Source organism: Phycisphaerae bacterium (genome assembly GCA_012729815.1).
GTDB lineage: Bacteria > Planctomycetota > Phycisphaerae > JAAYCJ01 > JAAYCJ01 > JAAYCJ01.
Window position 1 is genome coordinate 1 of record JAAYCJ010000214.1, and the last position, 13,211, is coordinate 13,211.

A 13,211-nucleotide genomic window follows, 5' to 3' on the forward strand; every position below is an offset into this window, starting at 1 on the left:
GCCATCGTCGAGGGCCGCTGCGCCAAGGCGGGATTGCTCCTGATCGGGTATCCGCGGTTCCTCTTCGACGAGATCCGCTTTGAGCCGAAGGCGGCGATCGACGGGCGGATCGACGTTGAAGGCAACCAGCACGACCCGCTCGACGCCGGCGCGCTCATCGCGCAGGCTGCGGCCATGGTCCGGCGCGGGGTCTGCGCCCTGGCCGTCTCGGGCATGTACGCGGTGGTCAATCCCGCCCACGAGCTTCAAGCCGCCCGCCTGCTGACCGAGCAGTTCAAGCTGCCGATCGTCCAGGGCCACCAGCTCAGCATGGCCCTCGACGCCCGCTCCCGCGCGGTCACCGCCCGGTTGAACGCGGGCCTGCTGCCGCTGATCGACGGCCTGATCGCCAGCGTGCAAAAGGTATTAGCCGCCAACCACATCAGCGCCCCGCTGTGCCTTGTCAAGGGCGACGGGTCGATCGTCTCAGCCGAATACGGCCGGACCCGGCCGGTCGAGCTGATCATGTCCGGACCCGCCGGATCGGTCGCCGGAGGCCGCCACCTGCTGGCTGACCGAGAGCCTCAGACCGCCGACGACGCCATCGTGGCCGACATCGGCGGCACCACCACCGACATCGGAATGATCCGCAACGGCCACGTCCGCATCCTCGACCAGGGCGCCAAGGTCAGCGACTTCCAGACCCACGTGAAGGCCATCGACATCCGAACGGTCGGCCTCGGCGGCGACAGCCGGGTGCGGATCGACCACGAGGGCCGTATTCACGTCGGGCCGCAGCGAGTCCTGCCCCTAAGCTGCCTGACCGCTCGCGAGACGAAAATCATGGAGCGGCTCGAACAGATCCTGGCCGAGCCGGTTCCCAGCCTGCTCTACGACCCAGCCGATTTTTTCCTCCTGCTGCGGTCGCCGACCGGCGAGTTGCCGGACCACGACCGGCGCATTGTCGAGGCCCTGGCCGACGGTCCAATGGATCGGGGCCGGCTGGCCGACCGTCTGGGCCTTAGACACCCGTCGCTGCTGAACCTCGGTGAGTTGGAAGAGCACGGCCACGTGCTGCAAAGCTGCCTGACCCCGACCGACACCTTGATCGCCCTTGGCCGGCTGGACCTCTGGGACCGCCGGGCAGCCCGCGTCGGCCTGGAGCTCTCGGCCCGGCGACTCGGCCTCGGACCGGACGCGCTGGCCGAAAGGATCCTGCAGGAAGTCCACCTTCGCCTGGGAAGCGAGGTGCTTCTGGCCGGCTGCCTGGCCGAAACGGACGGGCGCGACGGGGCCTTCCACGCCTTCGAACAGGGACCGCGTCTGGGCCGGTTCATCGAGTCGGTTCTGCGCCGCAAGCTCCTCGACCAGGACGGAGCGGTGGTGGCCGTCGATCTGGCTCTCCGCCGACCCGTGGTCCTGGTCGGCGCTCCAGCCGAAAGCTGCCTCCAGCCCCTCCGCCAACTCCTGGGCGAGCAGGTCCGCACCGTCGAGCACGGCGAGGTCGCCAACGCGGTCGGTGCGGTGGTCGGACGCGTGGTCATCCGCCTGACCGGCGAGATCACCGTCGACGAAGATGAGCGCTACCACGTCCACGTGGCCGAAGGACGCTTCGAGTTCGAGGACCTGGCCGCCGCCAAGGACTTCGCCCGAGAGCACCTTCGCCGACAGGCGCTGGCGGAACTGGCCCGCGCGGGCGGACGCAACGGACAGGTCGAAGTCGATCTGGACGACCATTTCGGCGAGGTCGCTGGCACCGCGAGCCTGCAGCGGATATACTTGCGGACGGCCCTGGCGGCCCAGGCCACCGGTCGGCCCGCGGCGACCGTGGAGCAAAGATAGCAGCAAACCTACTCGTGTAGAAAGACGGCAATGGCGATCGTATACGTTCTGATCGGTTATCTGGCCTTCAATACGATGATCTGGCTGGTTCGGCATCTGGCCATCACCAAGGCCAAGCGCCAGGCGATGGCCCTCTCCAGCGCCTATCCCCTGGATCGGCAGGCCTCGACGCCCAAGGTCTCCATGCTCGTGGCGGCCCGAAACGAATCGGCCAACATCGAGCGCTGCCTCCGCTCGCTGCTGGCCCAGAACTACCCGAACCTGGAGATCATCGCGATCAACGACCGCAGCGACGACGACACCGGGCAGATCATCGATCGGGTCGCCGCCGAGTCGCAGGGCCGCCTCACGGCGGTCCACGTCCAGGAGGTTTTAGCCGGCTGGCTCGGTAAACCCAACGCCATGCGCACCGGCATGAAACACGCCACCGGCGAACTGCTGTGCTTCACCGACGCCGACTGCAACTTCATCTGCCCCGACACCATCGGCATTGCCGTCCAGTACGCCCGCGAGCACAACGTCGATCTGTTCTCCGTCCTGCCCGTGCTCGAGACCTCCAGCTTCTGGGAGCACGTGCTTCAGCCGGTCTGCAGCGCGGTCATGATGGTCTGGTTCCGGCCCGAGCGGGTCAATAACCCGCGAGACCCGCGTGCCTACGCCAACGGGGCGTTCATGCTCTTTACTCGCGAATGCTACGATGCGATCGGCGGCCACGAATCGGCCCGCGGCAACGTCAACGAGGATATGGTCTTCGCCCGCCTGGTCAAGGCCAAGGGCCTGCGGCTCAACGTCGTCCAGAACGCCGACCTGTACCGGACGCGGATGTACGAGAATTTCCGCGCCACCTATCGCGGATGGAGCCGCATCTTCTACGGCTGCTTCGCCAAACTCGGACTGGTCATCGCCGCCGCCGCGATGGTCCTCTTGATGAGCATACTGCCCTACCTGATCTTCGTCGGCGCAGCGGCCGCCGCCGCCGTGCAAGGGTCGGAGTTCTCCACGCTCGGCTGGTGGGTGCTCGGGCTGTCCGCCGCCGCGATCGTGGCCCAGATGTCGGTTCTCACGCGATTCTATCGTCTGACCGGGCTCGCCTGGACGCGCGCCCTCTCCTACCCGATTGGCGCGGTCGTGGTCGTCTTCATGCTCATCAGCGCCGCCCGCAAATTCTTCGGCAGCAGCATCGACTGGCGCGGCCGCCAAATCGCCACCGGCCGCTCCGCCGCGTAAACGGCCAACGAAGCGGAGCGATCGTCAACTGACCGGAATGCCCGCTGCGTAGGTCGCGATCGCCTTGTCGATCTGCGCCAGTTCGCTCTGGGTCAACACCACGCCGCCCGCCTCCGCGTTCTCCCGCGCCTGTTCGTGGTTTCGCGCACCGACCAGCACGTGCGTGAGGCCCGGCTGGGCCAGCGTCCAGGCCAGCACCGCCTGCGAGACGGTCAGCTTCCGATCCGCCGCGATCGGCTTGATCGCCTTGAGCATCTCAGCGACCTTGCCGCGGCTCTCCCGGCTGAACATCGCCAGCGACTGGCGGTGGTCGTCGCCCCTGAACTCGTGATCCGGACCCATCTTTCCCGTCAGAAGGCCCTTGGCCAGCGGCGAGTAGGCCAGCATGGCGATCGCATGTTCGTGACAGTACGGCAGCAGCGCCTCTTCGATATGCCGGTCGAGCATGTTGTACTGCTCCTGGTCGCAGTCGACCGCGCCGAGCCGGCGGTACTCCTCGATCTGATCCACCGTCGCGTTGCTGACCCCGATCGCCGCGATCTTGCCCTCGCACTTTAAGTCCAGCAGCGCCGCCATCGTCTCTTCGATCGGCGTACTCGCGTCCTGCCAGTGCGTCTGGTACAGGTCGATGTAGTCCGTCTTCAGCCGCCGCAGGCTCTGCTCGATTTCATAACGGATCGACTCGGGCCCCAGGTACTTGTGCACCTTCTTGTCGTACTCGTCGAAGAAGTACTCGCCCTGATCGACGTGCCAGACCAGGCCGCACTTGGTCGCGATGATGACCCGATCGCGCCGGCCCGCCACCGCCTTGCCGACCAGTTCCTCAGCCCGGCCCAATCCATAGGCCGGAGCCGTGTCGATCAGGTTCACGCCTTCATCCAATGCGGTCTCGATCGCCTCCAGGGCGTCCTGTTCCTCCGTTCCACCCCACATCCATCCGCCGATGGCCCACGTGCCGAGGGCCACCACCGACGCCTCGATCCCCGATTGTCCCAACGGCCGGTACTGCATGATGAACCCTCCCATTCAGGTCGGTTGACGCCGCCCATGATACCGCCGCCGGTTCGTCCGGTCAACGCATCAGAGCGGTTCGGCTTCGCCGCTTGACAGAGGGTGCGCGGGGCCATTATCATCCAGTCGTCTGGACCGTTGCGGGAAATCGTCTCGGGAGGACACGATCATGGTCACCGCCGTTTTCGCGTGGATGCTTCTGATGGGTGTCGCGCAGACCGAGTTGACCACCGCGCCGGCGGTCGAATCCGAGCCGGGCGTTGGCGAAATCGAGATGACGGTGGGACCCGATGAGGAACTGGTGTTCTTTCCCACCTACGGCTATCGCGACGACGACGGCTGGACGATCAACCTCCACGGCTGGGTCTACGAGATGGAGGCCGACTCGACGGTTCGCCGGCTGCTGCTCGCCGCCCTGCGCGAGGCGCTCGACGTCGAGGACTACGCACCGGGCCTGCGGACGTTCAACGAGCGGGCGGCCCTGTTCCTGGTCGACAGCGAGCGCGACGAAGTGGTCTCGATCCGTGTGGGCGAGAAGGTCTACACGCTGCTGGAGTCCGGCACCGACGGCCACATCCGCGACCGCGTTCATATCTCGGACAGGCGGGCCAAACGTCTGTTCAAACGGCAGGAGTCGCCAGACCGCTGGCTCCGCTACCAAGCGGCCGGCCTGCCTCAGGATGCACCGACCGTCGAAGGCCACGTGCTGCTGATCGAACCCGAGGGAATCTCGGTGATCTCCGACATCGACGACACCATCCGCCGCAGCAACGTCGGCGACATCAAGAAGCTGCTGATCGGCACCTTCATGATGCCGTTCGAACCGGTTGCCGGCATGGCCGAGCTCTACCAGCGGTGGGCCGAGCAGGGCGCCGTCTTCCACTACGTCTCCGAGAGCCCGTGGCAGCTCCACCGGCTCTTGCGCGACTTCCTAGCCGACCACGGATTCCCCAAAGGCACGATGCACCTGCGGGTCGTGCGACTGAGTCCGTTCGATCTCGAGGACCTGCTCGCCGACGATGATGAAGAGAAGGCCAAAACATCCCGCATCGAGCGAATTCTGCGGGACTTTCCGAAACGGCGCTTCATCCTCGTGGGCGACGACACGCAGCACGATCCCGAGATCTACGGTCGGTTCGCCCGCCAATACGGCGACCGGATCGCCAAAATCTACATCCGCCAGGTCATCGAGGACGATGCCGGGTCATCCCGCATGAAGGCCGCGTTCGAGGACGTGCCGTCCGGCAAGATCGAGTTCTTCACGGCGCCGGACCAGATCAAACCTCTGGAGTGGCGTTCGCCCACTGGGCCAGAAGGGTCCTGACCACCGTGCCCGCGGCGTCAGGCTTTGCCAGCCGGCGCACGTTCTCACGCATCGCCGCCAGCCTCGCCCCATCATCCAGCAGACGATCGATCTTCCAGCCCAGCACCGGCAGGTTGTTGCACCGGATCGCGCAGCCCTGCTCCAGCAGGTGATCGGCGTTCCGCTCCTCCTGGCCGGGGATCGGATTGACGATCACCATCACCAGACCCCGGGCGAGCGCCTCCGAGGTCGTCAGACCTCCCGGTTTGCCCACCAGCAGATCCGATGCCGCCATGTACCGGTCCATCTCGCGGGTGTAGCCGATGGGCTTGAGTTGCACCGGTCCATTGCCCGCGTCACGCGCCCGCTGCTCCAGCCGCGCCCGCAGCTCATCGTTGCGCCCGCAGATCGCCACCACCTGCGCCTCGTGCCGCAGTTCCCCAAGCGAACTGATCAGATTCTCCATCGGCCCAACCCCAAAGCCTCCGGCTGACAGCAGGATCGTCGTCCGCCCGCGGTCCAGGCCCAACTCCTCCCGCGTCGTCTCCTTGTCCACGGTCTCGGCGAAAACCGGATCAACGGGGATTCCCGACACCGTCACCGTTCCGGGGTCGATCCCGAGGCGCTCCAGGTGAACCTTCGTTTCCTCCAGGGCGACAAAATACCGCTGACAACCGCGGCACAGCCACATCGCGTGAATATCGAAGTCCGTCACCACCAACGCCAGCGGGCAGTGCAGACGCTGGCGATCCTTGAGGTACGTGATGATCTCGGCGGGCAGAAAGTGGGTGCACACCGCTATGTCCGGCCTGTACTCCTCGATCATCTTCACGAACGGCCGCGTGTTGAGCTTGTTCATCGCCCGCAGCGCCGGTTCGTCCTTCCACGGCTTGTCCAGATAATCGTACAGCCATCCCAGCAGCTCGGGTGAACGGTTGACCAGGTCGATGTACGCTTTGGAGTATATGTCCCGGAACACCTTGGTCGTATACTCCAGCGTGTCCACGTGACGCACCCGACGCGCCGCGCCCCGCCTGATGAACGCCTTCTCCAGCGCCTCCGCCGCCCGGATGTGGCCCGCTCCCGCCGACGCGGAGAGAATAAGCACGTTCTCGAACATACGCCGCTCCTCCAGGAAATTCGCCGCCACTCCATTCTAGCCGCAGGTCCGACCGGCACAAGCCTGTGCGCCAGGGCGTTTTGCCTTGCCTCGACCCAACTGCGACCATAGAATCTTGATGAAGCAGGAAACTTCCTCGATTGACAGATGAACGGGAGGAGGGCCCCGATGCCCAACGTTGCCGTCGTGCTTTCCGGATGCGGCCGGCTGGACGGTTCCGAAATCACCGAATCGATCTGCACCATTCTGGCCCTCGCCCAGAACGGGGCCGAGCCGGTGTTCTTCGCGCCCAACATCCCGCAGGCCGAAGTCGTCAACCATCTCGAACAGGCCCCGCTGGCCGGCGAAGTCCGCAACGTCCTGCTCGAATCCGCCCGGATCGCCCGCGGCCACATCGCCGACCTGGCGGTCGCGCGGGCCGACCGTCTCGACGCCGTCATCTTTCCCGGCGGCCAGGGCGCAGCGAGCAACCTGTGCACCTTCATGACCGACGGACCCGCCTGCCGCGTCAATGACCACGTGGCCCGCATCATCACCGAGATGCACGAACTGGGCAAACCGATCGGCGCGATCTGCATCGCGCCCGTGCTGGTCGCCCGTGTCCTGGGGGGCAACGGCATTCCGGTCCGCGTCACCATCGGCAACGAAAAAGCCGTCGCCCAGGCCATCGACGCCATGGGCGCCGTTCACGTCGAATGCCCCGTCGACGACTGCCTGGTCGACGTCGACCACAAGGTCGTCACCACGCCCGCCTACATGCTCGCCAAGTCGGCCAGCCAGGTCCATACCGGCATTGCCAAGCTCGTCGTCGAGGTGCTGAGGTTCCTATGATCGCCGCCGTCCTCTTCGACCTGGGCGACACGTTGATCCACTTCGAAGCAGTGGACCTTAACGCCGCCTTCGCCCTCGCCGCCCAACAGACCCATCAGCTCCTCCAGGAGAAACTCGCCGGACCCATGCCGTCGCCGCAGCAGTACCGCCGCCGGCAGTTTCGCGCCCTGCGATGGGCCTACTTCAAGAGCCAGATCACCGGCCGCGAATTCGACTCCACCGATATCCTTCGCGAGACCACCCGAAAACTCGGCATCGACGTCCCCGACGACTTCTACGATGAACTGGCCTGGCAGTGGTACAAAGCCCTCGCCGACGCCTCGCAAACCGCCCCCGACGCCCACGCCACCCTCGAGGAACTCCAGCGCCGACGCCTGCGACTCGGCATCGTCTCCAACACCTTCGTCTCCGCGATCTCGCTCGACCGCCACCTCCAGGCCGAAGGGCTGCTGCGATTCTTTCCCGTCCGCGTCTACTCCTGCGACATGGGCATCCGCAAGCCGCGGCGGGAAATCTTCCACGAGGCCCTCGACCGCCTCGGCGTCGCCGCCGAACAGACCCTCTTCGTCGGCGATAACTTCAAGATCGATATTCTCGGCGCCTTGCGGGCCGGCATGTACGCGGCGCACAAAGCGTCAATGCCGACCAGGAAGCTCGCCGACCGCCGCGCCTTTCACATCCGCCGACTCGACGAACTGCCCGGCCTGATCGACCGCATCAACGCCGAAACTTAGCGTCGGTCGATGGCTTGCCGCGACGCGGGATTGAAAGTATAATGGTCTTGTTGCCGGGGGGCGCCTGATGCACTGGTCCGAATACGTCAAGATCTTCGTCGCCGTGCTGGTGATCGTCGATCCGTTCGGCGCCCTGTTCCTGTTCGTGATGCTCACCGGCGACCAGACCGTGAGCCAGCGACGCCGCACCGCCCGGACCGCCGCTCTCGCCGTCGCCTTGACCCTCAGCGGATCGGCCCTCTTCGGCGAGTGGCTCATGCTGTTTCTCGGCATCCGAATCCCCTCGTTCCAGGTCGGCGGAGGCATTCTGATCCTTCTGATGGCCATCGCCATGCTCTACGCCCGCCTGAGCCCCAGTTCCCACGTGCCCGAAGAGGCGGCCGAGGCGGCCGAAAAGGAGAGCATCGCCATCGTGCCCATCGCCATCCCGCTGCTGGCTGGGCCCGGCGCGATCAGCATGATGATTATCTACGCCAGCCAGGGCGTCGGACCGTTCCACTACGGCTTCCTTGTCCTGACCAGCCTGCTGATCGCCGTGATCGTCTGGATCACGCTGCGAACCGCCGATGCGCTGGGCCGGATGCTCGGCCGCACCGGAGTCAACATCGTCACCCGCGTGATGGGACTGTTCCTCGCCGCCATTGCCGTCGAGTTCATCGCCGAAGGCATGGTCCAGCTCTTTCCCGGCCTGCTGAGACAGTGAACGTTTCGGAGCGTTCAGAGAACGACGATCGCCGGGGAATGGAATCTTTGGAGTGATTGAATAAGGGAGCACCAAACAGTGGGACCGCAGCAGCGGGCAAAGGCGTTGCGGCAGGAAGCCGACCAGGTCATGGCGGCCATCCGCCTGCGCGAACATTGTGCACCCATCGGCGAACCTGTGCCCACCGGCAGCTACCGGATGGACTTGATGATGCACCCGGATATCGATCTCTACCTGCCCGAGACGACGGTCGAGGCCATGCTGAACCTCGCGACCGCACTGGGAAAAGAGCCGCGGGTCCACAAGCTGGTCTTCGAAAAAGGCATTCCCGACGAGCTGGAACGCGGCCTGTACCTCAAACCCGTCGTCGAATACGGCCACTGGGAGCGGCTGTGGAAAATCGATCTCTGGGCCCTGCCCGCCGAGATCATCGAAGCCAAGCAGCGGGAGCTCCAGCGGCTCAAAACCCAGATGACGCCGGACCAGCGGCAACGAATCCTGGAATACAAATACGCCGTCCTCGATCAGACCGGCCGGACCCCCGTGTTCAGCGGCCTCTACATCTACCGCGCCGTGATCGACGAGAAACTCACCGACTTCGACAAAATCACAGCCTACCTGAAGGCCAACGGCATCCGCATGCCGTAGAACTCAATCGGGACCAGACGCTACCGCGGCAATGCCTCGCGCATCGTCGCCAGCGGAAATTCCCTCAGGCCTTTGCAGTAGAAAATCTCGCCGTACCCTGCCACAAAGTTCTGGATCGCCCGCTCGTCCTCGCCAAGCCGGTGCACCGACTCGAAACAGCGGTACAAAATGTCCAAAACGTACTTCGACGGTGGATGGTCCGAGACGAACAGACAGTTCTGCCCCTCCCGTCCCTGCGGCTCGTTCCAGTACACAAAGCACTGCCCGAAAATCGAATCGTCGCCCATGCTCAACACCAGCGGCGTCGACCGGCAATAATAGCTCAAATTCGACGCTTGCGCGTAGTTTCGCGCCATGACGAACAACGCGCCGTCGCCGCGGTAACGCTCATAAAGAAGATCGACCTCGCGCCCCAGCGGATACCAGTGGAAGTAGTAACGCAGGTACTGCTTGACGTGACCCTCCGAACGGAACAGCCCAAAGATATCACCGGTAGCCTTCGGTCCGATGAAGCTCTGCCCGACCACCGCGATAACCAGAACGAAACTGGTGGCCGCTCCCGCCCACGCCGACGCCAAAAGCCACCGCCGGGCGCTACGGCCCGCTTGAAGACCGGCCCACGCCAGCAGAATGACCATCAAGGCGTACAGCGGCGCCGTCCAATTCCCGCCGCCCGGCTCGACCGGGCGAAGGATTCGCATCACCACGTAGATCATGAACGGAACGTACCCCGTCCAGACCAGCAGCATGCCGGAAGGACAACCCTGACGTCTCTGCCGCCGACCCTCCAACCACGGATAAATCAGACACCACGCCAGTAACGCCGGCCCGGCCAGCAACACCTGCCGGCCGAGGTAGATCAGCATGCCGGAAGGATAAAGCCCGGACACCGGCTCGCGCCGCACAAAATGAAAGACAAACGTCTGCCAGCCGTTCGCCGCGTTCCACAACAACGTCGGCAAAAAAACGATCAACGCCAACGCCAACGCGATGTACGGTCCCGGCCGAACCAGCGCCCGCCGGCTGACCGGCTCGGTCAGCCACCAGGCGAACGTGAACACGATCAGCGGCACGGCGAGGAACTTGCAGTCGGCCGCCATCCCCCAGCACACGCCCAGCAGCACCCACCAGCCGAGCCGATCCCGCCGCGCGGCAATCAGGGCAATCCAGACCGCCAGAACCCAGAACACCGCCAGCGGCGCATCGGTAAAAACAATCGTCGTGCCCAACAGACCGACCGGAATCGCCATCAACGCCGCCAGCGTCACTTTCGCCACGTTCTCGTCCGACGAAAGCCACGCCGCGAACCGCCACACCAGCAGCGCCGCGATCGTCCCCATCACGATCGGGCCCATCCGCGCCATCATCAACGTGTCGCTCAACTGGTAGAACGGCCACGTCACCCACCCGAGCATGCCCGGATGATCGTAGTAGCACCAGTCGATCTGCTCGGGCCAAAGCCAGTGATACGCCTCGTCCGAGATCAGCGGAATCGCCGAAGCAATCACGATGCGCAGCGAGATGAACGCAATGAACGCCAGCAGGATCGCCGCCGGAGTGAACCGCTGCGGCTCGCAAACCACCTTCCAGAGCTGATTGACGAACACCCCGACCGCCGCGACCAGCGCAGCGAAAAAACCAAGCCGCACCGCCGCCGGCGCCGACCACGTAAAACACGGATAGCCTTCCCAACCCGGCCCGCCCGCCGCCAGCCATACGGCGAAAAGCGCGACGGAAAGACCGGCGGTGATCAGCCACGCCCGCTGTCCGCTGAGTTGAACTTTTGACGAATCGGTCATAGAGCCGTATGATAGTAGTGATATGAGCGATACGCGTCAAGGTGATAATGGCCCGACCACGCGACGGCTGCCGCCGTGGCTCAAGCGCCCGCTGCCCGCCGGCGCCGGCTACGCCGACGTCGAACGTCTGCTGAAACAAGGCTGCCTCAACACCGTCTGCCGATCGGCCCGATGCCCGAACCTCGGCGAGTGCTGGTCCCGCCGCGTCGCCACCTTCATGATCCTCGGCAACGTCTGCACCCGCAACTGCCGGTTCTGCGCCGTCCAAAAGGGGCCGGTCGAGCCGCTCGACCCGAACGAGCCTGGCCGCGTCGCCGAAGCGGCTCGGAAAATGGGCCTCAAACACGTGGTCGTGACCTCCGTGACGCGCGACGACCTCCCTGACGAGGGGGCCGCCCATTTCGCCGCGACCATCCGGGCCCTTCGCGCCGCCCTGCCGCACAGCACCGTCGAGGTCCTCGTCCCGGACTTCCACGCCCGCCCGGAGCTGCTGGAGATCGTCTGCCGCGAAAAGCCGGATGTGTTCAACCACAACGTCGAGACCGTCGAGGCACTCGCCCCGATCATTCGCCCGATGGCCGACTACCGCCGGTCCCTCACCGTCCTGGCGATGGTGGCCCGGACCTACCCGGACCCGATCGTCAAATCCGGCCTCATGGTCGGCCTCGGCGAGACCGAAACCCAGGTTCGCCAGACCCTCCGCGACATGGCCCAAACCGGCTGCCGCGTCGTCACCGTCGGCCAATACCTCGCCCCCTCCGACCGCCACCACCCCGTCGAGCATTTCTACGAACCGGCCTGGTTTGAGGCCCTCACCCACTGGGCCGCAGCCTACCTTCCCGACCTGATCGTCTACGCCGCCCCATTCGTCCGCAGCAGCTATCTGGCCGAAAAACTCTTCGGACAACTGCGAAAACAGCCGTAGACCGTCCTCCGCGTGTAATCGCCGCCTTTTTCCTTTCCAACCGCTCGTCGACTCTGTTCAATAAGTGGTGTTCCAGTCCAAGGAGGCTCTGGCATGGACACCAACACTCCGGCCATCGACCCGCAACTCAGACAGAAGCTGCTCCTCGCCCAGAAAAACGAGATCACCGAGCACCACATCTACAGCCGCCTGGCCAAGTGCGTCAAGAACGACCAGAACCGCCAGATCCTCCAACAGATTGCCGCCGACGAGAAACGCCACTACGAATACTGGCGAACCATCACCGGCGCCGACGTCAAACCCGATATGAGCAAGGCCCGCCTCTACGTCCTTATCGCCCGGACCCTCGGCTTGACCTTCGCCGTCAAGTCCATGGAAAAAGGCGAGGCCCAAGCCGAAGCTGGATACCGCCAGATCGCCCAAGTCCTCCCCGGGGCCGAGAAAATCGCCCAAGAAGAAGATCAACACGAAAATCAACTCATTAACATGATTAACGAAGAGCGGCTCCAGTACATCGGATCGATGGTCCTGGGCCTCAACGACGCCCTCGTCGAACTGACCGGCGCCCTGGCCGGCTTTACCCTCGCCCTGCGCGACACCCGCCTGATCGCAATGGTCGGCCTGATCACCGGCGTCGCCGCCTCCTTCTCCATGGCCGCCTCCGAATACCTATCCCAGCGGTCCGAAGAAGATGGCCAGAACCCGCTCAAGTCCTCGCTCTACACCGGCTCGGCCTACATCCTGACCGTCATCTTCCTGATCTTCCCCTATCTGATCCTCCACAACCCCTATCTGGCCATCGCCTGGACCATGTTCAACGCCCTGCTGGTCATCTTCTTCTTTACCTTCTATATGTCGGTGGCCAAAGACTACTCGTTCCGCCGGCGATTTCTCGAGATGGCCGGCCTGAGCTTCGGGGTCGCCACCCTGACCTTCGGCATCGGCTTCCTCGTCCGCATCTTCTTCGATATCGACGTCTAAGCCGTCTAGCTGTCTGACCACGTATGGCCAGGCCAATTCAACGCCACATCCCCGGTAATCGCCTAACCATTTTTATAGCATCTACTTACGATCGTTCCCGGCACGATA

General features: G+C 64.5%; 12 protein-coding genes. 9 read left to right on the forward strand and 3 right to left on the reverse strand.

The features are described from left to right. The coding region (locus GXY33_14110; protein NLX06267.1) for a hypothetical protein at positions 1 to 1,821 on the forward strand (1,821 nt) is incomplete at its 5' end. A gap of 30 nt (positions 1,822 to 1,851) precedes the next feature. Then, on the forward strand, positions 1,852 to 3,048 hold the full coding sequence (locus GXY33_14115) for a glycosyltransferase (protein ID NLX06268.1): 1,197 nt from the start codon (positions 1,852 to 1,854) through the stop codon (positions 3,046 to 3,048). A 24-nt stretch (positions 3,049 to 3,072) separates the two neighbouring features. Here GXY33_14115 and GXY33_14120 read toward each other — a convergent pair whose 3' ends face one another. Continuing rightward, positions 3,073 to 4,059 (reverse strand): aldo/keto reductase, encoded by a 987-nt coding sequence (locus GXY33_14120; GenBank protein NLX06269.1) that lies wholly within the window; start codon positions 4,057 to 4,059, stop codon positions 3,073 to 3,075. Positions 4,060 to 4,228: 169 nt separating this feature from the next. Between GXY33_14120 and GXY33_14125 the strand changes: the two genes are divergently transcribed. After that, complete coding sequence (locus tag GXY33_14125) at positions 4,229 to 5,383, forward strand: DUF2183 domain-containing protein (protein NLX06270.1); 1,155 nt, start codon at positions 4,229 to 4,231, stop codon at positions 5,381 to 5,383. Here GXY33_14125 and GXY33_14130 read toward each other — a convergent pair. Then, entirely contained in the window at positions 5,337 to 6,482 is a 1,146-nt protein-coding gene (locus GXY33_14130; protein ID NLX06271.1) for a glycosyltransferase, read from the reverse strand. The two genes, GXY33_14125 and GXY33_14130, sit on opposite strands and share 47 nt — an antisense overlap. A 168-nt stretch (positions 6,483 to 6,650) precedes the next feature. Here GXY33_14130 and elbB point away from each other — a divergent pair, with 168 nt between their 5' ends. The 4 genes from elbB (at position 6,651) to GXY33_14150 (ending at position 9,398) form a co-directional block, all read left to right on the forward strand. After that, entirely contained in the window at positions 6,651 to 7,313 is a 663-nt protein-coding gene (gene elbB, locus GXY33_14135; protein ID NLX06272.1) for an isoprenoid biosynthesis glyoxalase ElbB, read from the forward strand. Beyond that, positions 7,310 to 8,047, forward strand: a complete 738-nt coding sequence (locus GXY33_14140) for an HAD family hydrolase (protein ID NLX06273.1) — start codon at positions 7,310 to 7,312, stop codon at positions 8,045 to 8,047. Before elbB ends, GXY33_14140 begins: the two co-directional genes overlap by 4 nt. A 64-nt stretch (positions 8,048 to 8,111) precedes the next feature. Next, positions 8,112 to 8,750, forward strand: a complete 639-nt coding sequence (locus GXY33_14145; protein ID NLX06274.1) for an NAAT family transporter — start codon at positions 8,112 to 8,114, stop codon at positions 8,748 to 8,750. A gap of 78 nt (positions 8,751 to 8,828) precedes the next feature. Next, complete coding sequence (locus GXY33_14150) at positions 8,829 to 9,398, forward strand: hypothetical protein (protein NLX06275.1); 570 nt, start codon at positions 8,829 to 8,831, stop codon at positions 9,396 to 9,398. A 20-nt stretch (positions 9,399 to 9,418) separates the two neighbouring features. On the opposite strand, the gene GXY33_14155 is transcribed toward GXY33_14150, so the two are convergent. Next, complete coding sequence (locus tag GXY33_14155) at positions 9,419 to 11,197, reverse strand: glycosyltransferase family 39 protein (protein NLX06276.1); 1,779 nt, start codon at positions 11,195 to 11,197, stop codon at positions 9,419 to 9,421. A gap of 22 nt (positions 11,198 to 11,219) precedes the next feature. Here GXY33_14155 and lipA point away from each other — a divergent pair, with 22 nt between their 5' ends. Together lipA and GXY33_14165 are read left to right on the forward strand one after the other, a co-directional pair. Further along, on the forward strand, positions 11,220 to 12,122 hold the full coding sequence (lipA, locus tag GXY33_14160) for a lipoyl synthase (GenBank protein ID NLX06277.1): 903 nt from the start codon (positions 11,220 to 11,222) through the stop codon (positions 12,120 to 12,122). A gap of 93 nt (positions 12,123 to 12,215) precedes the next feature. Further along, a complete protein-coding gene (locus tag GXY33_14165) occupies positions 12,216 to 13,103 on the forward strand; it encodes a rubrerythrin family protein (protein NLX06278.1) in 888 nt (295 codons plus the stop codon). Positions 13,104 to 13,211 lie beyond the last annotated feature (108 nt).